The sequence below is a fragment of the Comamonas testosteroni genome (genome assembly GCF_030505195.1).
Taxonomy (GTDB): Bacteria; Pseudomonadota; Gammaproteobacteria; order Burkholderiales; family Burkholderiaceae_C; genus Comamonas; species Comamonas testosteroni_G.
Genome location: NZ_CP129672.1, coordinates 5,818,318 through 5,845,149, shown reverse-complemented (window position 1 = coordinate 5,845,149; position 26,832 = coordinate 5,818,318). Strand labels below are relative to the sequence as shown.

Annotated in this window: 15 protein-coding genes; 11 read left to right on the top strand and 4 right to left on the bottom strand. The window is 49.2% G+C overall.

The features are described from left to right. The first annotated feature begins 115 nt into the window (after positions 1-115). Positions 116-961: a trypsin-like peptidase domain-containing protein gene (locus QYQ99_RS27010; RefSeq protein ID WP_302090784.1), complete on the top strand. Its 846-nt coding sequence runs from the start codon at positions 116-118 to the stop codon at positions 959-961. A 397-nt stretch (positions 962-1,358) separates the two neighbouring features. Here the strand turns inward: QYQ99_RS27010 and gloA are convergent, their stop codons facing one another. From gloA to QYQ99_RS26985, 4 genes are all read right to left on the bottom strand, one after another. Beyond that, a complete protein-coding gene (gloA, locus tag QYQ99_RS27000) occupies positions 1,359-1,814 on the bottom strand; it encodes a lactoylglutathione lyase (RefSeq protein ID WP_302090783.1) in 456 nt (151 codons plus the stop codon). Between the two features lie 79 nt (positions 1,815-1,893). Beyond that, on the bottom strand, positions 1,894-2,118 hold the full coding sequence (locus QYQ99_RS26995; protein WP_302090782.1) for a hypothetical protein: 225 nt from the start codon (positions 2,116-2,118) through the stop codon (positions 1,894-1,896). A gap of 119 nt (positions 2,119-2,237) precedes the next feature. Then, complete coding sequence (locus QYQ99_RS26990; RefSeq protein ID WP_302090781.1) at positions 2,238-3,050, bottom strand: hypothetical protein; 813 nt, start codon at positions 3,048-3,050, stop codon at positions 2,238-2,240. Then, the gene (locus tag QYQ99_RS26985) at positions 3,050-3,322 is read right to left on the bottom strand and encodes a hypothetical protein (RefSeq protein ID WP_302090780.1); all 273 of its coding nucleotides are present in this window, start codon (positions 3,320-3,322) and stop codon (positions 3,050-3,052) included. The genes QYQ99_RS26990 and QYQ99_RS26985 overlap by 1 nt, the downstream gene beginning before the upstream one ends. Positions 3,323-3,671: 349 nt before the next feature. On the opposite strand from QYQ99_RS26985, the gene QYQ99_RS26980 reads away from it, so the two are divergent. From QYQ99_RS26980 to QYQ99_RS26935, 10 genes are all read left to right on the top strand, one after another. Continuing rightward, positions 3,672-4,121, top strand: a complete 450-nt coding sequence (locus tag QYQ99_RS26980; protein WP_302090779.1) for a hypothetical protein — start codon at positions 3,672-3,674, stop codon at positions 4,119-4,121. Positions 4,122-6,093: 1,972 nt separating this feature from the next. Next, positions 6,094-6,902, top strand: a protein-coding gene (locus QYQ99_RS26975) for an IS5 family transposase (protein WP_302093079.1) whose coding sequence is annotated in 2 segments (ribosomal slippage) — positions 6,094-6,424 and positions 6,424-6,902 — 810 coding nt in all. Because the reading frame shifts where the segments join, the coding sequence is not laid out codon by codon here. A 137-nt stretch (positions 6,903-7,039) separates the two neighbouring features. Beyond that, positions 7,040-7,750 (top strand): hypothetical protein, encoded by a 711-nt coding sequence (locus tag QYQ99_RS26970; protein ID WP_302090778.1) that lies wholly within the window; start codon positions 7,040-7,042, stop codon positions 7,748-7,750. Beyond that, entirely contained in the window at positions 7,740-9,659 is a 1,920-nt protein-coding gene (locus QYQ99_RS26965) for a hypothetical protein (protein ID WP_302090777.1), read from the top strand. Before QYQ99_RS26970 ends, QYQ99_RS26965 begins: the two co-directional genes overlap by 11 nt. 8 nt (positions 9,660-9,667) lie before the next feature. After that, a complete protein-coding gene (locus QYQ99_RS26960) occupies positions 9,668-10,855 on the top strand; it encodes an ATP-binding protein (RefSeq protein ID WP_302090776.1) in 1,188 nt (395 codons plus the stop codon). Next, positions 10,836-12,365: a hypothetical protein gene (locus QYQ99_RS26955; protein WP_302090775.1), complete on the top strand. Its 1,530-nt coding sequence runs from the start codon at positions 10,836-10,838 to the stop codon at positions 12,363-12,365. The genes QYQ99_RS26960 and QYQ99_RS26955 overlap by 20 nt, the downstream gene beginning before the upstream one ends. Before the next feature lie 1,459 nt (positions 12,366-13,824). Further along, positions 13,825-16,020: a type I secretion system permease/ATPase gene (locus QYQ99_RS26950; RefSeq protein ID WP_302093285.1), complete on the top strand. Its 2,196-nt coding sequence runs from the start codon at positions 13,825-13,827 to the stop codon at positions 16,018-16,020. Continuing rightward, positions 16,017-17,513: an HlyD family type I secretion periplasmic adaptor subunit gene (locus QYQ99_RS26945; RefSeq protein ID WP_302090774.1), complete on the top strand. Its 1,497-nt coding sequence runs from the start codon at positions 16,017-16,019 to the stop codon at positions 17,511-17,513. Before QYQ99_RS26950 ends, QYQ99_RS26945 begins: the two co-directional genes overlap by 4 nt. A gap of 32 nt (positions 17,514-17,545) precedes the next feature. Beyond that, positions 17,546-18,172 carry a hypothetical protein gene (locus tag QYQ99_RS26940; RefSeq protein ID WP_302090773.1) on the top strand — a complete coding sequence of 209 codons (627 nt, stop codon included), beginning with the start codon at positions 17,546-17,548 and terminating at the stop codon, positions 18,170-18,172. After that, entirely contained in the window at positions 18,172-26,688 is an 8,517-nt protein-coding gene (locus QYQ99_RS26935) for a calcium-binding protein (RefSeq protein WP_302090772.1), read from the top strand. The genes QYQ99_RS26940 and QYQ99_RS26935 overlap by 1 nt, the downstream gene beginning before the upstream one ends. Positions 26,689-26,832 lie beyond the last annotated feature (144 nt).

Below are 26,832 nucleotides of genomic sequence, written 5' to 3'. Positions count from 1 at the left end.
TGAATCCTCTTTGGTATTTGCTCTCGGTTGTGGCATTTTGTTTGCAGAAGCCGCTTTCTGGTAGGCTGTCTGGTCTTTCCAAAGACCTACTATTTTCTTTTTTGAATGGATTCTGATGCGAGTTGAGACCTTTGCTGAACAGCTATTCTTCACTACTGTTCAGATTAGAACGTTTTCTGCCAATGGTGACCAAGGTTCGGGTACCGGCTTTTTTTATGCTTCAAAATTCGATAAAGGGGAGGCGCTTTTCATCGTAACGAATAAGCATGTGTACGCTGGAACCGCGCATGGGGAAATCACATTTCATCTCGCGAAGAATGGAAAGCCGGATATCGGCAACACCTATACCGTGCAACTCAATGCCGGCGAGTGGGCCATGATGTGGCACGGTCACCCAAACCCCGATGTAGACATTGCTGTTGCGCCTTTAGCCCCAATTCTCGAATTCGTTCGAAATCAACACCAGTTGGAGCTATTCTTTCGCTCGATTCCTGAGTCGTTGAGCCCCAATGAGGAGGAAATGCATCTGTTCGATGCCATCGAACCAGTGACCTTTATCGGTTATCCGAATGGCATTTGGGACAGTAAAAATTTTCTGCCGGTAGCGCGCCGCGGCACAACAGCCACCCCTTTGGAGGTGGACTTTGAGAATACTCCCCGGTTTGTTGTCGACGCTTCTGTCTTTGGCGGGTCAAGCGGTAGTCCAGTTTTCGTTATACACGAAGGAGCTCGCGCGACTCGAAACGGTTCTATTGTCGCGAATGGCGGTCAAATTTATTTTGTTGGTGTGATTGCGGCCGTTTTCCACCGTGTACAGACAAACATGGTTAAGGCTATACCAATTCCTACGGGAATGACGCCGGTCGTAAGCTCTCACGAAATGCTTGACCTTGGTATTGTCTTCAAAGCCAGAACAGTTGCGGAGGCTGCGGAGTCTTGCCTAAGGTCTTATGGATTTTGAATAGTGCCCTCTGTCCAGGGGCTGTCGTCAAAGGACGGCAAATTCACTACGTCTGCGGAACACTGCCGGTTCTGTGGCTGACCCAGTAAAGCCAATGCCTCTCACGACGTTTGCAGAGCGAGGTCTTGTAGAGACTTTCGCGAGTATTTGCACCAATCCCAGAGGCAGTTCGGCCGGTGCTTGTCGGGCGCGCTCCCCGAATGGTTGCATGCGCTCAGGGGGCGTCAATGCACTGCAGCCTCACGTTGACCTGCTCGTATTGCCCGGGCTCGCCACATCTGGCGGTCAAGGTTTCACCGTCTGATATACCGACGACGTAGAGGAGGGTGGCGGTAAGCATCGGACCTCAAAAAAGAAAAAGCCCCGCTGCCTTACTGTGTCGGGGCTTTTTTGTCGTTTACGCGTTGCGCAGCGGATCAAAATTATCGTCGGTGGTGGCATTCTGGCGGTCAGCCATGTAAGCTCTTGAATTCTCTTGTATTAATTCGATCTTGTAGCCGTCGGGATCCGTCACAAAAGCAATCACGGTACTGCCGCCTTTGACAGGACCTGCTTCACGGGTCACATTACCGCCGGCCGCCTTGATCTTTTCGCAGGCTGCATAGGCATCCGGCACACCCAGGGCAATATGACCGTAAGCCGTGCCCATGTCATAGCTCTCGGTTCCCCAGTTGTAAGTCAGCTCAATTTCCGCCTGACCCGGGTTACCACCTTCGAAGCCAAGAAAGGCCAACGAGTACTTGTACTCGGGGTTCTCGGACTTGCGCAGCAGTTGCATGCCGATGACGTTGGTGTAGAAGTCAATAGAGCGCTGGAGATTGCCAACGCGCAACATCGTGTGGAGGAATCGCATGGTCGCCATTTTGCCAGCAGGTTCGGAGCTGCGTATGATTTGCCTCGGGCAGGTTCTTTGGATATGGCAGCGCTTCGTTCTAAGCCTGAGCGGTGTGGCGCTCGCCCTTGCGCAAGCTCCTGGAAATGCCATAGCCGAAGAGCAACAGCATCAGAGCGGCTGTCCCGTACAAAGTGACCGTGGACTGCCAGAGCAAGCCATCGCTATCGACATTTACCAGTCCCCCAATTTGCTCTTTCGGGACGATCCCGGTGAACGTTGGAGAGTCGATTTGATAGCCGCCAGTCACGATATTGCGGCTCACGCGGCCTTCATAGGCTTTTGGTAGCTCTTGTCGATAAATTTGGCCTGCTCGTGGACTTGCAGCCGCGCTGCGAGGTTGAAGCCGGTTAGAAAAAAGTAAGGAGAGAACGCATGGAGCAATCAGGAGGCGCGTGTACGGGGCTTCTGGGCTGTGCGCAGTGCTTTAGCAGCATTCAAGGCATCCTCGGCAGCGCTGAATTCGTCCGGGGTCAGCAGCTTGTCCCCCGGGCACAGGAACCAGCCCTTGATGGATGAAAGATCGTGCACCGCGAGCTGGAGGTGTGTGTCATCGTATATTGCGCTCGATGGGTCAACTTGCTTGCCTTGTTCAAAGGCACCCCTCGAAGCTTGAAACGGTGCTGTATTGACAATCTGCAGGGTGGCTTCTCCGAGTTGCTTCAGCTGTGATGCTGTCAACGGGGATGAACCGCTCTCATTTAGCCCCAGCAACTGAGATAACTGAGCCGCCAGAGCTATCGCCTCGGTATTTGCATGTCTGCGCAAGGCATGAACCATCTTGCACACTTCTCGGTCGAAGGCTCGGTGAAGATTTTCGGTGTCACCCGGAAATGAAGGCTTATTCTTGGGCGGCTCTTTGCCATCGACTTCATAGGCCTTGACCATGAGTTCCGCCGCGAGGGTGAAGTTTTCAATCCCGCTCTGCGTGGTCAGGTCAAACAGGCGATCGATCTCAATAATTGCCCCAACAACAGCTGGCGTAGCTATAGGGTTGCGGGTGAGCTTGTGTTGAGGCCGCTTGCTGGAGGCTGTAGCAAGCTTTAAGGCGCGGGCTGAGTCGCCTTCGAAAAAGTACATCCCGTCATAGAGCCAATCATATGGGTTGGACGAAGGTACAGGGCTAGTGCGTCGTGATACCAGTGCATCACGGACTGTCGCATCGGTGCCGTGATACGCAATGAGGATCTGACCCATCAGGACTTGGGCTTGGAAGTCTTTACTTTGCTAGACAAGGCGAAGCCGCCAACGCTGCGCATGAAGTGCAATGCCTCATGGCCTGTCAGTTTGGGAACAACGAAGCCAAGATGGCTGTTGACGGACGCCTTACGCGCGGCGGCCATTTTCTTCTCAAAGCTGCGCGCGACCACCTCTTTGGATGTGCTTTTGTCGGCGGATTGAGTAACCACACGACCGCCTGCGGGGATCGTGCCCGTTTTCGCTTTGGTGAGTGTGTGTGCTTTAGCCATGGTCATAGTTTGCCACATACGAAAAAAAAGGACAGGTGTTGGTCATTTCTGAATGGCTCCGGCCAGCCAACACTGTGTGTTGCTGATCTCATGCGGCCAGCGCCAGCAGAGCGCGAACGTGGTTCAGTTCTTCTGGGGTGTGGACCGAGCCACCGGCATTGATTCTCAGGTAGTGGTACCTAAGCCGTGATTGCCTGCTGTGGCCTTGTGTTCCAAGTTGCCGCCAGATGAAGCCAGGGTCCTCGCGTGGCGCGCTCCTGGCAAAGATTGGGCCTTCGCGCCGTGTCCCGAGAGACAAACCGCCGTAGGCGCTCCGCCCTATGATTGGGAAAAGAGGAGGGGAGTGGCTATGGCTCGTTATATGGCCGATGAGAAAGAAAGCACATTTTTTGTTGATGTGCTCAAGATAGCGCTGGGCGTCTTCATTGGTGGACTGCTGGCCGCACTGGCTTACACCAAATACATGGCATGGGAGGTCGAATATTCACTTCGGCAGGCGACTGCCGAGATGCAGAAGCAGGCTAAACAACAGGCTGACCGATCTAGAAAGCAGGCGGAGGAAGATCGTCAGCGTCGTGAGGCCGCCGCTAATGAGAGAGTCGCTAGAGAGAGGCAGCAGGCAGCAGATGCACTGCAAAGGAAGCAGCATGAAGCAGATATGCGAGCAGCATGGAGTCAGATTTACAGGCCATCTGCTGCATGTCAGACAGACCAGATGACGCTGACATGCGCCAATGCTCATGCGGCTGCGCATAAGAGGTTTATGGAGATTTATGGCGAAATGCCTCCGCGCTTTTAGCCAACGCTGAAAACTGGTAGAGGCGCTCTGTCCTATGATCCCGACTGAGGGGGATGTATGGGAATACAAGACAGAGATTATTGGAAAGAGCGTTACGACGAGAACCTGAATGCCCGAAGAGATCCTCGTGATAATCCATTCACGAGTGGCCGAAGTGAAATGAGCTTTCTGGGGAAGTTCATTTTTACGATTGCGGTACTTCTAGTCGGGGCACTTGCATACAGATATCAGACTGAGATCGTTCGATTCTTGAAGAGGCCTCCTGCTGCTGGTCCTCAACGAACTGCTATTCAATCACCTGAACCAGAAGTCATTGCGCCACAGGCCGTAGTTCCTGATAGGTCAGTCACGCCATCAGCAGCCCAGATCTATCGATGCGGGAATATCTACAGTAACTCGCCATGTGACGGTGGCCAGCAGCTCGCGCAGCAGAACAGTCGGCCAGTAGACAGGTCCGAGACAAAGGAAATCTACCTCTGTAAAGACTTTCAAGATAGGTTGACATGGGAGGGGGTTCCGTGTTCAGCAAACGGTCGTTTTATGGATCGGATTGCACGTGTTCCCGCCCATGTATCTTGGGAAGAGCAGCTGGCCATTGCCAGACAGCAGAGAGATAGAGCCCACGCTATAGCTGCTGAGCAAGTCGTTCCTGTGGCTTCCCGTTCCATTTCTTCGACTCCGAACGAATGCCAAATGCTTGAGCATCAGATTCGAGTGCTTGATGCCGAGTGCCGCGTTAACGCATGCGGGATGAAGAAACTCGATGACGTCAGGGCAGCACGAAAAGAAGCCCGAGACAGACAATTTCGCATCGGCTGCTAGCCAATTTGGAAAATTGGAGCGTTTGCCGACGCGGTTTTTTGCCTCGCAAGCTCCTTTTCCATGGTCAAGATTTGCTTGACAAGCCTAGCGTTTTTGCGCTTGAGAGATTCGGCCAGTGCGTAGTTGCCAGCTGCATGATTGAAAGCGATTGCGTCGATGGTAGAAATTCCCCATCGTGACTCCCAAAACAGGGCTAAATGAACGGCGCGAGGGGCTTGCCCCTCGCGCCGATATTTTTTGATGGTCGATGGCTTTAGGTCTAGGAGCCTAGCGAGCTGTGCATCGCTGTAGCGTAGATCATCAAGGATGTATCGAATATGCGGCAGATGTGCGGGATAAGGTGCTCTAAACATCACCCAACATTTCGCATGCGCAGCAGGTGGGTGAAGTAATTTCTTGTACTGGTCTTACAAAACGGTTGATTGAAAATTCGCTTAGAACCAGTAACGTTACTTTCCTTAGAGGCCAGCATGCTCCATTTTTGCTTCATGCCCCCAAGCAAAGACACCCGTTAGCATAGAGCTGTGGCGACAGTTCTAGTCTCTGGTCCGTGCCTCACATGTTCATCAAAGGTTGCGCAGGGAAGCTCACCGTGAGCGTTGAGGCAGCTCTTAACGGGCTTTAAACAAGCATATCTTGGGGTGGATCTCCACTATGCCCAGAACTGCGGCTGCGGTATGACTTGATGGAGACGCTCACGTGATCGGCGTCTGGCAGAAGTTGCTTCAGGCTGTGCTGGTGTCACTGCTTGAACATCACTGAAGCAGGGCCATCATCGATGCTTCATTGGCAATAGTCCCCGGGAGGCCAGGAAATGGCCCCAACCCCACCAATGGAGTTGACCCGGTTCCAAACGACACCTCGTTATAGATGTCAGAGACGTTCCGTGGTGGCCTTCGTCAGCGGACCAGCAGGTATGACTCCTTGATGGCCGAGATGCGCATGGATGGCAGCCATTGCAGGCCTGTTGGATCGGGCACGCAAGCGACCTCCAAAGCTTCACGCCGACAAAGTCTATGCGCGTGCAATCTTGTCCTTTCTAGCAACACGAACTGAAGACTAGACAAATCCGGGCGCCCGTGTACGCACTTAGAGTGGCTAACATCACTTCGTCATAGCCCCTCGCAGAGCAGTTATGCTTGCGGCCCTCATGGCAAGACGACCCGTTAGCAAAGAACTGTGGCGACAGCTACAACCCCTGATCCCAGCCTTCGTGCCTTCTGCCAAAGGCGGTGCGCGCAAGCTCGCGGTCAGCGACGAAGCCGCCCTCAACGGCATCCTGTTCGTGCTGCAAACAGGCATTCCATGGGAGGACCTTCCCCAATCTCTTGGGTACGGCAGCGGCATGACTTGCTGGCGGCGCCTGCGAGACTGGAATGCCGCTGGTGTCTGGAAGCAGTTGCACCAGGCCATGCTGACGCGCTTGCGTGAACACGACCAGATCGATTGGAGCCGGGCCAGCATTGATGGCTCCTCGGTACCAAGCCCCCGGGGGGCCAGGAAACGGGCCCCAACCCCACGGACAGAGGCAAGCTCGGCTCCAAACGACACATCGTCGTAGATGCCAGAGGCATTCCGCTGGTGATCTTGGTCAGCGGCGCGAACCGGCACGACTCTAAGATGTTCGAGAGGTGCGTGGACGCGATTCCTGCGATTGCAGGCTTGTCAGGGCGTCCCCGTAAAAGACCAGCCAAGCTGCACGCTGACAAAGGCTACGACTTCAAGCGATGCCGAAACCACCTGAGGCAGCGGGGCATCATCGGCCGGATTGCCAGACGAGGCGTTGAGAGCAGCCAGCGGCTGGGCAAGCACCGCTGGGTGGTGGAGAGGACGCACAGCTGGTTTGCAGGCTTTGGCAAGCTGCGAATCCGCTTTGAACGACGGCTGGATATCCACGAAGCGCTGTTGAAGTTGGCGGCAGCGATCATCTGCGCACGCTTCGTGGATAGGTGGTGTTAGCCAGTCTTAGTACAAATAATTACTTGGTTTTTTTTCGAAGTAATTATTTGTACCATCTGGCAAGACTCAGCAAATGTTCTTGCTTTTAAATGGGATCGGCGTACGAGTGAATGAGTGGTCACATGAAGGAGACCCGCATGTACACCTCTACTGGCAATGCGCTGAAGAATATGAATGCGCTAAAGCCCAGCGCCGCACTCAGATCGGCCATGCGCGCTCGCGGGAGGCGTACAGGCTCTATTACCTATTTCTATAGTTCAAAGAATAATCGCGATTTAATTTTTGGTACTGAATTGGAATTCAGCTGTGGTCTGCTATTGGAAGCCGATGAACGAGTTAAAAATTATGAAATTGATTCAGGTTTAATTAATTATCATTTGGATAAAAAGGCATTCTTGGGGGATAAGCCGAATTTCATTGTGATTCATCATGATGGAAGTGTTTTATATAGAAAAACAAAGTACCTAGAAGTGATTTCTTTTAATATTGAAGATGATAGAAATATACTATTCGCAGATGCTGCTGGAGTTTCATGGGATTATTTTACAGAAGATCAAGCACGCAGCAATCTAAGACTAATACATGATTGGCTCTTGATATGTACTGTGTTAGCTCAAACCAGATACTCAGTCACCGCTAAATGGATTAGTTTGAGTAGAGATGTTATATCAACTATTGGTAATGGTATTTTTCTTGAAGATTTGCAGAAGATGTGTGATCAGCCTTGGGATGAAATCTTCAGCACTGCATTCAAGTTGGTTCAGTTAGGAGTAATTAAATCCGATTTGGATTCCCTGCCGCTTAGTCCTAAAACTATTTTAAATATAGGGCAGTTTTATGGCCGTTAAACAATTACTAATAAAATACTCTGACTGGAACTCTTGGCCAACGGTCGATTCTTCAGTGCTATCATATACTGATGAATATCGATATATAAAGCTGCATAATGCAATTATAGATGTTTGTCAAGGGGCGCTACCAAGAACCATTAGGGATAGATATGGGATCTCTAAAAGCCTAATGGCTTATTACATAGATAGATGTTTAAAAATTCATCCTGATGGAAAAATATTCGGATTCCGGGCATTAATAGCATATTCACGTACGGAAGATTATAAGAGAACTAAAGATATAGACAAAATATACACTGGGTCTGGTCTCTCTGGCGCATTTTCAAGATTAATGTTAGATAATCCTGAGGTGAATAATTGGCTAATCTCAAAATTAGAAGGAAAAAGAATTGCGGGTGTTGGGATAAAACTTTCAGCGCTGCATCAAGACTTTTTGACAGAATTACGAAAGTCTGGATGCCAGACTAATCGATATCCTTTCACCACCTCTAGACATGCCTATGAGTCATTTTGCGCCTATGTGAAAAAGTTGCGTAGCACCAATAATTTTGCAATGCATGAGATGTGCTGGGGAGAAGGGGTATTTCAGGGGAAAGGACGTAATGTTAGATCGGCACTATTAAAACCCATTGTCTCACTAGAACGATGCGCTTATGACGAATACTCCCTACCAAATATTTCCACGATAGAGGTATCTCTGGATTTTGAAAGTGCTGAGATACCATTAAACAGATTGTACTTTTGCCCTATAGTTGACTATCAAAGCGTTGCCATTCTAGGTTTTTCTCTATCGATCGGAAGAGGATTCAATTCTTCAGATATATCTAAAGCTTTTGAATATTATATTTCTCCTATAGACAATAAAGACGATAATTTATTCAGAAATTTCGAAAAAATTTCAGGAGAAGGTTTTCCTGCGGAGGTTATCCCTTTTGTTAAAGGTCGTAGAATATGTAATCTTTGTCTTGATAATCATCTTAGTCATTTGGCAAATTCTGTCGTTGTGGATCTTAGAAAAAGAACTGGAATATCGGTGACATACGGGCCAGTACGTAGTTGGATCAATAGATATGTAGTTGAGGGAATATTTTCAGAACTTCAAGAAGATTTGCGATTACTGCCATCCTCAACGGGGAGTGGGCCATCTGATCCATTAGTTTCAAATCCCGTCGGCCAGGCACTAAAGTATAAAGTAAATGTTAATTCAATTATTTCATTGGTTATTAAGTTGTGTAGAAGACATAATGCTCAAAGAAGAAGAGCATTAATGGCGCTAACTCCAAACGAAAGAATTTCGATAGATTGGCAAGGTGCCTCACGCTTCAGCATAATTCCTAAATATTCAGGAGATTTTATTATGAATCCGGACGTTTCAACTGAGAAGATTTGGGTTGCTGTTCGTGGTAATCAGTCGAAAGGGAGAGTTCCTTATGTTCAGTTAGATGAAGCGCAGTACACGAATGACATATTGCGACAAAATTGGAGCTTGATAGGAAAAAAGATCTGTGTGCATGTTGGAAGTGATTATCGAACCGTTAAAGCATTTAGGGAAAATGGCGGCCTTCTTGGTGTACTGAGTGTTAGCGGAGTTTGGGCTTTAACTCCACACGACAGGCAGACTCGAAAAGAGATCAATAGGCTTTACCGGGAAGGGATTTTTAGAGATAGATCAACAGACCCAGTGAGAATGTACCAAAACTATCTCGCAAGCAATATCCTTCATAAGACTTCCAAGAAATCATCGCCAAAAATACTGAAGGATGCAAAAAAACTTTTAAGAACATTAAGTGGTGATGGGGTGAATAATATCTCTGCTCGATTTAACAGTCTAACAGAGTCGGTAAAAGATCAAGAAGATGTGAAAAATCTAGGTAGACGAGAATTCTTCTCTCCAGGGGAAGACTAGGGGATTATATGCCGTTCAAACCTAATTCAAACTCTGTTGATTCTAAAAAGGATTCCCAGTCCGCTGGATTAGTTTCTTCTAAAGAAGACGATGTTAAGGAAGCAGAAATCTCTGGAGGCAAGAGATCTAATAGAGTAAAAAAAGAGCCGCTACAAAATAACTGCCAAAGTGAGTTAGATGTAGCCAAAGAAAAGCTTGAAAACTCTAGGAACACTAAATTTATGGAATCCGACATAAGTTCTGAAAAGGTGCGGATTCGCCTAACATCATTGCATCCAATGCTGGAGAGTGATTATTTCATCGATACGAGTGATACAGACAATTTTTATAATGTTGTTTTTGATCATGTTTTCGCGAGGAAAAGCGGCTTGTATATTACTGGTGAATTTCGCGTTGGTAAGTCTAAGAACATAGTCAATACTATATCCAGGCTAAAAACTGATATGCCTATTATTTATGCTGCTTCATTTTCAGGGACAAGGAATCTTAATCAAAGTAAGTCATCATTTTGCCAAGAGATTTTAACTTCATTGAAGTACCATTCATCGTCACACCAAAATTCAATTGTAGCTTTGCCTCGCTATTTGATAGCGAATTCCGTGATGGCTGGGAGCAGGACTTGCGTGCTTTTCGTTGATGAAGCGCAAATGCTCACAGTGATTCAACTTCGCTATTTATTAGAGATATGGAATGATTTGAGGCGAGAAGGATTTTTATTAGTTACGGTCTTGGTAGGTCAGACTAATTTAGATTACTTAATGCAGCTGACCGAGGAGCAGGATCAAGGCGCAGTTATTGCTCGATTCTTTGTCAATAGATTTAGTCTTGGAGGACTCCATACAAAAGAGGGATTGGAAAGATACCTGTCAGCATACGATAATATGCTTTTTTATCCCATTGGCTCCAATTGGAGCTACTCGAGGTTCTTCCGAAACATGGCATTCGATGCTGGTTGGAGACTGGAAAGTGAAGCTGAGAGGTTTTGGAATATATTGATGGAACGATCTCGAACCAATAGCATTTCGCTTCGAAAGAATGGTTTTCGGCTTGCGTTCATAAATGACGCTATTCATTCATTTCTTATTGACTCCATGAAAAAAGAAAATTTAAGCGAGAAGGCCGCGCTTGAATTATGGGGGGAAGCTGTTTCGTCAGCAGCCTCTAATGAATTATTAATTGGCTATGCCGATAATTGAAAATAATTATCCCATGCTATGGGCCGCTTCTGGATTAGCTAACTATGAGAGTAGCTGGATGGCATTTCATCGGTTTTTATGGATGAATGCAATTGACGGCGCCGGTTTGTGGAGAAAAATGATAGGGACTGAACGGCAAAAGCTACCGATGCCAATTAGCGAGCCTTTTGCGGATCAATATGTAGAAATAATGAGCAGTTGCAATTTTATAAAAGATTTCTTCTTGCACTTTAGAAGAAGAAGCTTCGACGCGTGCTATGGATTCGATAATTCTCAGTTAATGTGTAGTACACAGTCTCTAAGATATTGCCCATTATGTCTTAAAAATTGCTTTCACTCACCCTGTTTTCAGTTCGCAACAATTGATGAGTGTCCTTATCATCATGTCCCTCTAATAATGGGATGTATGCATTGTGGGCAGCGTTTAGGAGTGCCGCGTTTTGATCCAAATCGTTTCTCTCACCCCATGTGCTGTCAAAATTGTAAGAAGCCTTTGGTTAAAGGCCGGTTTGCTTGGAAACTCTTCGCAGGCACGGTTAAGGGTATTGAAGAATTCGCCCTGATAGAGAAAGAGATGGGTAAATTACGAAATATTCAATTTAAATCTGAGTATATATTGCGCGGTGAACCATGGTCTCCCAAACTCTATAGAAAAATATGCCAGTCAATTGCAGGCCTTGGAGCTAATCGAGAGTACTTAATTGAAGGTGGACTTCGTATCTCTGAAAAATGGAGTGAATCTCAGATTTTTCACTCTCCCGAGTATGCGTCTAGTAGAGTTAAATTGCCATTGTTTGATGAAGTGAATATTATTGTCCCAATAGTGAAGTCAATTAATAGATATATTAAAAAACAGATGTACTCTATATGCAAGCATAAAAAAACCAGTAAATTGTCTTGGGGCACACATGATAGACCTTTTACAGCTGCTCAACCTGTAATCTCTGCAGGATTATATGATTGTCCATGCTGCGCCCTACTTGATCAATGGCGAGCATACGCGGGAAAAATAATTGCCTTACGAAATGTTTTGAAGAGTGTTGGTCCAAGGTATGAAAACTATGATGTGAGTATTAGAGCCCAGTATTGCCTAGTGCCGAATATTTGTGCCGAGGCATTAGTTTCATCTTTTTCATGGTTTGTCTCTACTTTCTGTGAGCATATGGATTGCTTACATAATAAAGAGTATCCATACTGGTTTTTAGACGACAGAAGATATCTTGAGATGCGTGTGCCTTATAATTTAATACGCTTTGATACCTATCGATTCAATACGCAGGTTTTTGGCTATATTATGAAGGACGAAAATAATAGCGAAATATTTGTTGTTCTGAGTTTGCGCAATGCATTCAATAGGATTAAAGAGTATTTTGATAACGTCTACTCTGTGAGATATAAAAATCCTGTAAATAATAAAAGGGTTGATATGGATGATTGGTATCTTGGGATGTCTGAACATTTCATTCAAAGGGATTCTCAAAGTTGGAGGTTCGTACCAATTAGTGAATGAAATGTAATTTATTTATATTTTTAGATATCATCTAAATATGGCCTAAACATTCCCCAGTTGGGTAAGGCTTGATCAGACCGCAACGGGCGAGAAAGCTACACAGGGCGCTGCAGCATTCCGCGCCACTTTACTGGCGGCAACCGACGCTTCGAGTGACTTATATGGAAGCCTCCCGGATTACAAGTAACCCTTGTGCATGAAGAATCAGGAGGCGGGGCTGCAGTCTTATATCCGGCCTATTGTGCAGGCTGGTACACCCGCTGGCCCTGATGGCATTCGCTGATGAGGCTCCCATCTAAACGAAGCCATGGAGGCGGTGAAGCTACGCTTTTAAGGCGGCGGCTTGGCGTCCGCAATTGCAGGGGCAAGATCATTTACTCCCCCCAACAGCAGCCACTCGACTTGCATCAGTGAATTACTCAAAGGCAGCTATCGGAGGCGAGTACGAAGTGGTGCTGTCGGTCAACAGCAGTCCTTGGAGGTGTTCCTGCAAGCGACTGCTTCTGGCTGTATGAGCGGTCTGTCGCTGAATGGCAGACTTGATGGGGCCGCGCGATACACCGAGGGTACCCTTCAGCAGTCCTTCGTGTCCGCCAGCGATCGACCCATGGTGGTCATCGGCGCCTCAGCGGCTAATGCCTGCTTTGCAACGCTTGCTGCCGCTCATGGTCGCAGGGCGAACTACCAGCCATCGCCTCATGCCAGTATCAGAGCACCAAGAAAGTCGCTTCTTCAATGACTGTTTTCAGGTGAGCAGCAGCCCTTCGATAACAGGCTGTCCTCGGGATGCTGGAAGTCCGCGATCGTGACTCACGAGTAAGTACTATCGACTCATTGCTGTCGATTGAAATGTTCCGCTCTGTGCCTGCTTTGCCGCAGTTGCTCCTGCTTAGTTCAGCAATGGGGCAAATATCGGACACTGCCGCGTAGTGGTCGTCCTGAGCATAAAAAAAATCGATCCGCAATGACCGGTCTAGGTTAGCAGCTCTCAATTTTATGTAGGCGACGCAGGGAAATGCTGCAATTCGCTCATTACGGATCAAAAATGTCTTAGACAGAACAGTAACTATCCGGGGGGATCCAGCTATAGGAAAAATGGCGCATTGGAGCGCACTTCAAAGCTACCGCCGGCTATTCGGAGTAGGTATTCACATAGGAAATATATAGTCTTGTCTGCGTTTTTTAATATTGGCAATTTTGTTAACATGTTATTTAATTGGATTTATATTTAACGAGTTAAGTTAAGTTAAAAAATTCTTCGCTATTTTTCTAGTTCCGGATATATTTGAAAAAACTGAGAATTATTTAGTATTTATTAAAGAGGGGCGGGTTAGTCATGGTCCAGGTAGTTGGCGGTGACGATTCAGATCAACTGCCGCATGGAGGGGACACAGCCAAGTTGGTGTCTGAGCAAGGCGGGCCACCTGCAGGCCAGCCGCAGTTGCTGGCTTTGTGCGCTATGGCACGGCTACATCAAGTAGCCGCCGATCCAGCAGCTTTGGCCCATCAAATGGGCCTTACTTCCAGCGATCCGGTTGATGTTTCACTTATTCTGCGAGCCGCCAAACTCCTTGGCCTTAAAGCAAAACATGTCCGCACGAACCTTCAGCGTCTGAGCTTGACGCCTCTGCCTGCGCTGGCAGTGTTGCGTGATGAAGGGGAGCAATGCTCGCGCGTTGTGATCCTTGCCCAATGCGATGGCCAGCGGGTACTGATTCAATCTTTTGAGCCTGGGCAGGATGGGAAAAATGCCAAACCGGGACGGCCGGTCATAGAGCCTTTGGATGCCTTTGCTGCTCAATGGGCTCGTCAATCGAATTCAAGCGGGGAGTCTGTTGGCGAGCTCATTCTGATCACTAGCCGAGCAAGCCTGGCAGGCGAACTTGCCAAGTTTGACTTCTCCTGGTTTATTCCCAGCCTTGTTAAATATCGCCGCCTGTTGGGTGAAGTGTTATTGATAAGCCTGGTGTTGCAGTTGTTTGCGCTGATCAGTCCATTGTTTTTCCAAGTTGTTATGGACAAGGTGCTGGTGCATCGTGGTCTAAGCACTCTGGATGTGCTGGTGATCGGTTTAGTGGTTGTCGTTGTTTTTGAAAGCCTGCTTACAGGCTTGCGCAGTTATGTGTTCAGCCACACCACAAGCCGTATTGACGTCGAGCTGGGTTCTCGGCTGTTTCACCATTTGGTTCAACTGCCGTTGGCTTATTTTCAGGCGCGTCGAGTGGGTGATTCAGTGGCTCGCGTGCGTGAACTGGAGAATATTCGAAGTTTTTTGACAGGTAATGCCCTGACAGTCGTATTGGACGTGGTGTTTTCCATCGTCTTTATCGCAGTCATGCTTTTGTACAGCGTGCCTTTGACGTTGATCGTTCTGGTGAGCCTTCCGCTGTACTTTGGGTTGAGTTTGGCCGTAGTGCCTATCTTGCGTCGCAGACTTGATGTCAAGTTCGCCCGTGGCGCTGAAAACCAAGCCATGCTGGTGGAAAGCATTACAGGCATCCAGACCGTTAAAGCCAGTGCCTTGGAGCCTTCCTTTGGTCGCCGCTGGGATAACCAGCTTGCAGCCTATGTCAGTGCCAGCTTTAAAACCCAGAACCTGGCCAGTTGGGCACATGAAGGCGTCAATCTAATTGGCAAGTTGGTCAACGCAGCCACGCTCTGGTATGGCGCTCATCTGGTAATGGATAACCAGCTTACGGTGGGGCAGTTCGTAGCCTTCAACATGTTCGCCCAGCGTGTTTCGCAGCCCATCATGCGGATGGCTCAGTTATGGACGGATTTTCAGCAGACAGGTATTTCGATGGCTCGTCTGGGTGACATCTTGAATACGCGCACTGAGGTTCTGCCGTCCACTGCAGCTCAGTTGCCCGCGCTTAAGGGCCGAGTTCAGTTGGAGAACGTCACTTTCAGGTACAGGCCTGAGGCAGCACCTGTACTTCATGGCGTCAATCTCCAGGTCCGCCCTGGTGAAGTGGTTGGGATTGTTGGTCGTTCAGGCTCGGGCAAGAGCACGCTGACCAAGCTCATTCAACGCTTATACATTCCTGAGCAAGGTCGTTTGCTGGTGGATGGCATGGACATCAGTCTGATTGATGCCGCACAGCTTCGCCGTCAAGTCGGTGTTGTTCTCCAGGAGAACCTGCTCTTTAACCGAAGTGTTCGCGAGAACATTGCTATCGCAGACCCTGCTGCTCCATTGAGCCTAGTGATGCGTGCAGCGCAACTGGCAGGGGCTCACGATTTCATCAGTGAGCTACCTGAGGGCTATGACACGGTCGTAGGAGAGCAAGGCGCTAGCCTCTCTGGCGGACAGCGTCAGCGCATTGCGATTGCGCGAGCCTTGTTTACGCAGCCGCGTATCCTGATCTTCGATGAGGCAACCAGTGCTCTGGACTATGAAAGCGAAGCCATCATTCAGCGCAATATGGCGGCCATCAGCAAAGGACGAACGGTCTTTATCATCGCCCACCGCCTTTCTGCGGTCCGTCATGCTGACCGCATTGTGGTGATGGACAAGGGACGCATTGTGGAGATGGGCAACCATGATGGCTTGCTTGCTCAACCCAAGAGCATTTACGCAAGGCTGTGGGCCATGCAAAGTGCTCCGCAAATGCCTGCTGATCCTCCGGCAGTTGCAGAAGGAGTCGCATCATGAGTACACCTCAGGCGGCTGCAACTGCTACGCAAGCCGCAGCTCCACGGCGTCATCCGGTGCTTGAGCTGTTGGCACGCTATCGCGCGATCTTTGGCATGGCATGGACGCATCGGCATGAGCTGGCCGGTCCTCAGCGCCTGGCAGATGAAGCTGCTTTTTTGCCTGCAGCATTGAGCTTGCAAGAAACGCCTGTTCACCCTGCACCGCGGCGTCTGGCTTGGGGCATTGTGGCCTTGTTCTTCATCGCATTGATCTGGTCCATTGTCGGTCAGGTGGACATTGTGGCTGTGGCGCCTGGCCGCATCATCGTCAGTGAGCGCACCAAGGTCGTTCAGCCGTTGGAGCGCAGCGTTGTGCAGCGTATCTTGGTCAGAGACGGTGACCATGTGCAGGCGGGCCAAGCGCTTGTGGAGTTGGACCCCACAAGTGCTCATGCAGATAAGACGTCCGTACAAGAAGCCCTCAAAGTCTCTCAAGCAGACGTGCTGCGCAGCCGAATTCTGCTGAATCTACTTGCAAAACAGGATCTATCTGCGTTTGCGGTGTCGGCTCAGTCTCCTCATCTGACTGCTGAGAGCGTTCCTGTAAATTGGACTACTGATGACACCCAGTCGGCCCAAACTCAATTGGCGGTTGAGTGGAGTGACATAGCCGCTCGCTTGGGTAAGGCGCAAGCAGAGATATTGCGCAGGCAGGCCGAAGCCAGCACGGTACGTGAGCTCATCGCCAAGCTGGAAGCCACACTTCCCATTGCACGGCAACGCGAAGCAGATTTCAAAACGCTGGCTGCACAAGGCGATATTTCTCAGCACGCCACGCAAGATCGCTCCCGCGAGCGCATTGAGATGGAGCGAGACCTTGCAACCCAGCGAGCTCGCCTGCAAGAAACCATCGCCGCTCAACGCGAGAGTGAAAACACAAGAGCTGCCTACCTTGCCGAAACCCGTAAAGCATTGCGCCAGCGCGAGGCCGAGGCTGACCTCAAGCGCAATCAAGCATCGCAGGAACACAGCAAAGCCGTTCAGCGAGAAAAGCTCACCACTCTCAAGGCTCCCGTTACTGGCACCGTGCAACAACTGGCTGTGCACACAGAAGGTGGTGTGGTTACCGAAGCGCAACCTCTGCTGGTCATTGTTCCTGATGAAGCCTCGGTCACTGCAGAAGTGATGCTGGAGAACAAAGACATCGGATTTGTTCGTCCAGGGCAGGAGGCAGAGATCAAGCTCGAAACCTTCCTCTACACCCGCTATGGAACCGTTCCAGCGACGGTAAAGACAGTCACGGCGGATGCCATCAATGACGAGAAGAAGGGGGCTATTTTTCCTGTCATGCTGACATTGAGTTTGAGCGCAATTAATGTGGATGGAAGACCAATTAAGCTAGGACCAGGAATGAATTTGACTGCAGAAATAAAGACTGGAAGACGAAAAGTCATTGAGTACTTGCTTAGTCCAATACAAGAAACTACCCATGAGAGCCTTAGGGAGCGTTAAATGGAATTTGTTTCAATAAATATTAAAGTATCATGAATAAGCTATCTGTTGACGATGAGAAAATTTCAAGAAATTATTATTTAATAACTTTTGTTACATATTTCTTGGTGGCTTCATTAATCATTAGAGTTATTTTTATTAGGGTCTATAGAGAGGGTGGGGGAAGAGAATATATTACGGATTCAATATCAATTGCATTGGTCGTTCTTATTTCTGGAATGATTTTTTGCAGATGGTTTTTTTTAGGAAAAATATCGATAGATATTGATGGTGAATCATCACGCCAAATTTATTTGGCGTGTACCGAACTCGCGTCTCAGATGCATCAGGGATTTAGATATTTTATTAAAATTGTTCCTAGCTCTATTCTCTTGGAAAAAACATCTGAAATTGCTGCTATGAGTAAAATAGTAATTTTAGATAATTTTGATATTTATAGAGTGATTTTTATGACAAAAGGCTTTTTGCCTGCAATTTTTCTTACGTTTTTTGTTTTTCTGGGAGGGTTATATCTGGGGGTAGATCTTTTTTCAAAAGGCTCTTTACAAGCATTTATGCCTTTAACCCCTGTTGCTATGGCAATTTGCTGGATGGCGGTAGCTTATTCAATTGCTTGGATAGCTTTGTATTCTGTGGTAAATATCTTTAGGAGAAAATAATGTCTTTAGTTTCAACCGGATATATCATTACGCGACAAGGAATCATTGTAATTCAAGGTAGTCCACAGACGGTTCAACAAGCCGGAAGTATTATTGCGTCTGGGGTAAGTTCAAGTTTGCAGGGAGGGGCCAATGCAGGCACGGCAATGTCTGCGCTAGAGCTTACCGATTTGGCTAACTCTACTGTTGGTGCTGCTACTGATTCCAATCCAGTTCTTGGTTCTGTAAAAGTATTAGGCTCTGCTGCATTTGGAACTGGAGTCGGTTTATTTTTATCTCCGTTTCTGACTCCATTGGGTGGTGCTGCGGCAGGATTCGTTGCAGGAAAAATATATGATGCTATTTTTGATCAATTGAGAAAAACAGCTGAGGAGGCCACCTGGGATATTGACATACCTCACGAAACTCTTGGAAGGCCTATACAAATTATTGATAAAGATGGAACCAGCAGTGTCAGAATTTTGACGCCAAAATCATATAGTGAAACAGGAATTAACTTAGGCGTTAACAGTTGTTTCAGGGATGCAAAAGGATGGCGTCAACCTATCGATCCCATTATGCTAGATCTTGATGGCGACGGCTTGGAGTTGCGGCGTGCTGATGGACAAATTCTCTTTGATCACGATGGAGATAATGTCAGAACTGGTACTGGGTGGATCAGTGCAGATGATGGAGTCCTAGTACGCGATATCAATGGAGATGGTCAAATCACATCAGGACTTGAGCTGTTTGGAGATCAAACCATCAAGTCTAATGGACAAAGAGCAATTAATGGTTTCGATGCCTTAGCTGATCTAGATTCAGACCAAGATGGAAACTTCACAAGCTCAGACACGGCCTGGAGCCAGGTCAAGGTTTGGCGCGATTTAAACCAGGATGGGGTGTCAGATGCAGGAGAATTATTTACTCTTGACGCGCTTGGGATCAGTCGTATCGGTGTCGTAGGCAGCACTACTAATGGCACCGGCGGTATGCAGGCGGGAAGTACTATTGAAGGGAATTATGTAGCACAAAGTGCTAGCTTTACGCATGTTGTTAATGGTCAGGAATTTGAAAGGACTGTTGGTGCTATTGACCTGGATGCCAATGACTTTCATCGAGAGTTCCTGGTGGATGTTCCTCTTCCTTCGGAAGTTGAAGTAGCTGAAACGATAAGGCTTTTACCTAATATGCAGGGCGCGGGGCGTGCAAGAGATCTGCATCAAGCCGCCACATTAAACCCGTTGTTGGCAGCAAGCCTCACAGCCTTTAGTCAGGGAAGCACGCGTGATGAACAGATATCTTTGCTAGACAATCTAATTACGCAGTGGGCTCGCAGCAGCGACTATTGGAAAAGTATCGAAGATAATCTCGGGTTAGGTACGAGCGGATTATATGGAGTCGTTGCTGTGAGCATCAATCCTCCAGCGGGGATGACAGTAGATCAGTTTCGTAATTTGATTGCAGTTCTAGAGGTATTTAATGGAGAAAGATTCTATGAAGCACAGAGCACATCAAGTGTTGCTGGCTTAGGAATGCAGAGTGCCAGCAATTCCTCTGGAGGTGGAGGGGTATCTAGCCTCCCCAATTATGTCATAACTCCCCCCGCTGCACAGGTTGATATCTTGCTGCAAGGTTACGATGCACTTAAAGAAGGCATCTATGGGGCACTAATTGCACAAACACGACTTAATCCTTATCTTGAAAGTATTCGGCTTAACGTTGATGATGCAGGTGTTAAATTCAGTATCTCCGAACTAATTGCGAAGCTTAATAATTACAAATCCGTTGATGAGCGCAATGCATTTCTGGATTTGATTGATCTGAATAGGTACTTACATAGTACACTCCAAGTGACGGGGTTTGATGGATTGAGCTATTTGCAAGATTGGATCAATGAATTACCCCCCAGTTCGGCGTTATTTCCAGAACTGACAGCAATGGGCGTGTTCTTAGAAAATTCGAGCAGCGGTACTCGTAAAAGTGATATTTATCTGGGATCTGATTCGGCTAATGGGTTTTATGCTGGTGCAGGGGATGACTTACTGCGAGGTGGAGCCGGAAACGATTATCTTGATGGGCAATCTGGTAATGATTTCTTAGATGGGGGTTTAGATGACGACAATCTATATGGGGGAGATGGCGAAGATACTCTGCTAGGAGGGGATGGCCATGACTACTTGAATGGACAAGCAGGTAACGACAGATTGTATGGAGATGATGGAAATGATACCATCTATGGGGGAGATGGCGTTGACGAGTTGATTGGTGGGGAGGGTAATGATTACCTGGATGGTGGAAATGGGGATGACATCCTCGTTGGAGGCATAGGAAACGATACCCTTTCGGGAGGGGGTGGTGCTGATATCTACCGTTTTGCCAGAGGAGATGGACAAGATACTATCTACAACGCTGAATATGTTGTACCGGGAATGAGTGATCCTGTAGATATTTTGGAATTTGGTGAAGGTATAGCTCCTGCGGATATTCAGATTACTCGTAACTGGTATGGGGACTTGACTCTCTCCATCACGGGCACAAGTGACAGAGTAACCATCTCGGGGTACTTCCAGAACGATGGCGCTAGCTCGAACGCAATTCAGAAAATAGTTTTTACGAATGGCACTATCTGGGATATCGAAACAATCAAATCAATGGCATTAATGGCCAATGATTCTGGCTCTAACATCTTTGGCTTTGAATCCAATGATGTGATTGACGGCGCAGCCGGAGTCGACATTATTTATGGCCGAGGCGGTAATGACACCATTTCCGGGCATGACGGAAATGATGGCCTGTACGGTGAAGCCGGCAACGACACACTCATTGGTGGTGCCGGTCGTGACTACTTGGACGGTGGTGACGGCGATGACATTCTGGATGGTGGTGCCGGCGATGACCAACTCGCCGGTGGTGCAGGCGCTGATATCTATCGCTTCGGGCGAGGTGGCGGCAAAGACACTATCAATAACTATGAATACATCGCCAGCGGTCAAGCTAACCCGGTCGATGCCATCGTGTTCGGGGCAAGCGTCACTCCGAACGACATTGACGCACGCCGCTCACCATGGAACGAGCTGGTGCTGACAATCAAGGGGACGAATGATGTGCTCACCGTCTCTCAATATTTCCAGGATGACGGCACCAGCAGCTATGCAGTCGAGGAGGTGCGCTTTGCTGATGGCACCGTTTGGGATATCGCAGCAATAAAACAGCGGGTGCTGCAGCCGACGGAAGGCGCTGACGCCCTGACTGGCTTCAGTACGGATGACACGATTTACGGTGCGGGTGGCGACGATACGCTTCAGGGTGTTGGCGGCAACGACCTGCTGGATGGTGGCGATGGCAATGACACCTTATTTGGAGGCGAAGGGAGCGATCAGCTTCTTGGTGGTAGTGGCCAAGACCGTTTGTATGGGGAAACAGGTAACGACACGCTCATTGGTGGTGCAGGTCGAGATATTCTGGACGGTGGCGACGGCGATGATGTGCTGGATGGTGGTGCTGACGATGACCAACTAGTTGGTGGTGCGGGCGCTGATATCTATCGCTTCGGACGAGGTGGCGGTAAGGACACCGTCAATAACTACGAATACATCGCCAGTGGCCAAGCTAATCCGGTCGACGCCATTGTGTTCGGGGCAGACATCACACCGAACGACATTGACGCACGCCGTTCACCTTGGGGCGACCTGCTACTGACGATTAAGGGCACCAATGACGTGCTCACTGTCTCTCAATATTTCCAGAATGATGGCAGTAGCACTTATGCGGTCGAGGAAGTTCGATTTGCTGATGGCACTGTCTGGGACATTGCAGCTGTAAAACTGAAAGTGTTGCAGCCCACAGAAGGTGCAGATGCCCTGACGGGCTTCAATACGGATGACGCGATTTACGGTGCGGGTGGCGACGATACGCTTCAGGGTGTTGGCGGCAACGACCTGCTGGATGGTGGTGATGGCAATGACACCTTATTTGGTGGCGAGGGTGCTGACCAACTATTGGGTGGCAATGGTCAAGACCGCTTGTACGGTGAAATAGGTAACGACACGCTCAGTGGCGGTGCAGGTCAAGACTACCTTGATGGTGGAGGCGGCGACGACGTGCTGAATGGCGGCGCCGACGATGATCAATTGGTCGGTGGTGCGGGTGATGACATCCTGGACGGCGGAACCGGTAACGATATTTTGAAGGGAGGTTCTGGCAACAACATTTACCGCCTGAGTATTGGCGGAGGGCAGGATGTTGTTGTGCGAGAGACTTTTGCTGCAGGAGTGGCAACTGACACTATTTTGGTGCCGACCTCTGTTGGATTGCAGAATATTGAATTCATCCGCGAAGGTCTGGATGTGGTGTTTCGTATTAAGGGGACACAGGACAGCATCCGTGTGCTTGGCATCCTGACCAATGACGGCATTTTTGAAAACTATGACTTCAGCCTGAAATCGGAGGATGGTGCTCTACTCAGTTGGGACGGAATCAAGCTGGCACTGCTTCATGGCGATGCAGGAGATAACACGCTAACAGGCTATGCGACAGCAGACACCATGACTGGTGGGGCTGGCAACGATCTGATCGACGGCGCTGCTGGCAACGATACGATTTCCGGCAATGAAGGGGACGATCATCTGCTGGGCAACACGGGATCTGACCATTTATATGGGAATGAAGGAAATGACGTTCTCGATGGTGGAGAAGGTGACGACATTCTTGTAGGCGGCACAGGTGATGACCGCTACGTAGTCGACAGCGCGGGCGACGTTCTCATTGAAAACGCGGGAGAAGGTAACGACACCGTTCTTAGCAGCGTGACATTTGCGCTATCGGATCATTTCGAGAACCTGACCCTTACTGGAGATGCCAATATCGATGGGGTTGGCAATACTGCGGACAATATATTGATAGGAAATAGCGGCAGCAATCACTTGGTTGGTGGTCAAGGCAACGATGTGCTTGATGGCGGACTCGGCACCGATACTCTTGAGGGGGGAGAAGGCGACGACAAATACTATGTGGGCCAAAGCAGTGATGTGATCATTGAGGCAGCAGGCGAAGGTTATGACACCGTTTATGCCAGCGCGGATTACACCCTGTCAGCAAACCTCGAGAAGTTGATACTGGATGCCAACGCCTATGGCATCAATGGTACGGGCAATGCACAAGCCAATGAAATCATCGGAAATTCGTCCAATAACCGTCTTGATGGCGGCGGTGGCACAGATGTGCTGATTGGCGGCGATGGCGATGACACCTATGTCATTGACTCTGCAGATGATCAAATCATTGAAACTGCTGCTGGTGGCTGGGATACGGTGGAATCCTATATCAACTACCAACTGACCGACCTATTGGAAGCAGTGACGCTGCTCGGCAGTGCGGATCTGCAAGCATTCGGAAATAGTGAAGACAATGTTTTGCAGGGAAACACCGGCAACAATGTTCTGGACGGTGGTGCGGGTGCTGACACTATGTCTGGCGGCGAAGGCAACGACACCTATTACGTTGACCAAGAGGGAGATTCCGTGATCGAGTATGCCAATCAAGGCACCGATACGATCATCCGCAGTTTCGACACGACCTTGATCCTCGAAGATAACGTTGAGAACCTGACCTTGGCAGGCACTGTCTTCCGAGGCAATGGTAACGAGCTAGACAATGTCATCACAGGCAATGATGCGGACAACAATTTGCTGGGGTTAGGCGGCAACGATACCCTTATTGGGGGCGGAGGAAATGATGCCCTGTTTGGCTCAGAGGGCCAAGACATTTTGATTGGTGGTACAGGTGATGACTACTACGAAGTAGACGATGCGGGTGACGTCATCATCGAGTACGCGGGTGAAGGAGACGATTTTGTTCGTTCTTCTGTAAGCTGGACCTTGGGAGATAACGTAGAGCGATTGGCGCTCGATGGGAACGCAAACCTCAGCGCTACAGGCAACAGCCTTGATAACGGTCTATGGGGTAACAGCGGAAACAACGTTCTTACAGGCGGACTGGGTAACGATTTTCTCTCTGGTGGAGCGGGCAACGACATTTATGTGTTCAATGCCGGTGATGGGCAAGACACCATCGATAACACGGATGTAGTTGGTGCACTCGATACATTGCGTTTTGGCGCAGGTATTGCCGAGTCCGATGTACTGGCCTTTAAATATGGCGACAGTCTGTTCTTGAAGATCCGAGGCACTACAGACCAGGTTGCCATTTCCAACTATTTTGCGGCTAGCACCACAAGCAATGGTTTGACTTCTGATCGCAAGATTGACCGTGTGGAATTCGCTAACGGAGCGTCCTGGGATCAAGCAATGATCCAGACGGTAGTGGATCGCGCTATCAATGACCAAGCGCCCACGATTAATAGCGGGCTGCCAACACTGAAGGCCACGCAAGGCAGTGCATTCACCTATGTGGTTCCGGTGGGAACGATCACTGATCCTGATCCCTGGGACTCGGTCACGTACAGCGCAAAAATGGCGAATGGAGCGCCATTGCCGTCCTGGCTGACATTCGATCCGCAAAGCCGGACTTTCTCAGGGACGCCAGCTGCAGGCGATGTAGGCTCCTTCCAATTCGTCCTTTGGGGGACTGACAACTATGGCAAGAGCACAGGCACGTACGTGAACTTTAGCGTTGCGTCGCCAAACCGTGCACCAGTCGTGTCCACACCTATCGCTGATCAGACTGCCACGGCGGGAAGTGCTTTCAGCTACACCGTGGCTGCAGGCACTTTCACAGATCCAGATGCAGGCGACAGTTTGAGCTATGTGGCAACGTTGGCGAATGGAAGCGCATTGCCTTCCTGGCTCGTCTTTAACGCCAGCACCCGTAAATTCACAGGCACGGCGCCCGCAGGGACGGCTCAATCCTTAAGCATCAAGGTGGTGGCGACTGATTCTGGCGGGCTCACTGTGCAGGATGTGTTCGACATCAATGTCGTTTTGGCAGGCCAGACCCTGAACGGAACCGCCTCTGCAGATACGCTGACGGGTGGCGCGGGCGATGACACGATCGATGGCAAGGGTGGTAACGACACTCTGATCGGCAATGCCGGTAATGATCGCCTGATCGGTGGCACGGGCAACGACACCATGCGTGGAGGAACTGGCAACGATACCTACGTGGTTGACGCTACAGGCGATATCGTGACCGAGTTGGCTAATGAGGGCATCGATACGGTGGAGTCAAGCATCACCTACACTTTGGGCAACAACGTTGAAAATCTCGTCCTCACAGGAACAGCAGCGCTCAACGGAACAGGTAACAGTCTTGCCAATACCCTGACAGGCAATTCCGGTGCCAACACGTTGCAGGGCGGTGGTGGAAACGACACCTTGATCGGTGGTGCTGGCAATGACTTGTACTTGTTCAACGCTGGAGATGGCCAGGACACCATCAATACTCAAGATATCTTGAGTGCTGTCGACGTTCTTCGTTTCGGCGCTGGAATCACTTCGAACAATGTGTCGCTAGCACGCTCAGGCGATGACCTTGTACTCAAGATCAATAACTCGTCGGACCAAGTAACGATTGCTGGCTACTTCACGGCGAACACCACCACGGGCGGGGTCACTCAGAACCGCAGGATTGACAGGGTTGAGTTCGCCAGCGGCACCCCATGGAGCCAGGCAGACATTGACGCGGCGTTCAATCCACCAGCGCAGAACCGTGCACCCGAGGTAGCAAACTATTTGCCGACACTGAATGCCACGAGTGGCCAGGCGTTTACCTACACGGTGGCAGCAGGAGTCATCACCGACCCTGATCCCGGTGACACCATCACTTACAGCGCCACTTTGGCAGATGGCAGTGCTTTGCCATCGTGGCTGAGCTTTAATTCAAGTACACGAACCTTCACCGGAACGCCGCAAGCCGGAAATATTGGAAATCTGCAGTTTGTGCTTTGGGGCTCTGATGGTCATGGTCAATCGGTAGGCATGTATGTGACCGTGAACGTGGCCAGCGATCAACCTAGTGCTTTCTCGCCAAGCTTTAACTTTGACTATGTGATCCCAGACGGGACCTCCGGTGTGACGATTAGCGGTAATGCACCGTACAACATCAAGGGCAACAGTGCGAACAACAGCATTACAGGGAACACAGGTGCGAATGTGATCTATGGCGCAGGAGGCAACGATACTTTGACAGGTGGCACTGGCAATGACACCTATCTGTTAGGGCGCGGCGACGGCAAGGACGTCATTGTTGAAAATGACAGCACGGCAGGAAATACGGACGTTGCTCAGTTTGCAACGGATATTGCAGCCGATCAGCTGTGGTTCAGGCAGGTCGGGAACAACCTGGAAGTTAGCGTTATTGGCACCAATGATCAGTTCACAGTCAATAACTGGTATCTGGGAAATCAGTATCACGTTGAGCAGTTCAAGTCAGGCAATGGCAAAGTCCTTCTGGATAGCAAAGTGCAGAATCTTGTACAAGCCATGGCCAGCTTCTCGCCACCGGCTGCTGGACAGACAACTTTGCCTGCCAATTACCAAAGCAGCCTGAGTGGTGTCATTGCGGCGAACTGGCAGTAATTGGACTGTGTTGATTACTGACGATCCCACAAGAAAGACAGTAGGGCTAGATGAACTCTGGAAGCCAGTAGGCGTGATGGCACGCGCTGCTTCCATTGTGGCTCTTGCTCTGCTGACAGGAATGCACCTCACAGCCTCGTTTGC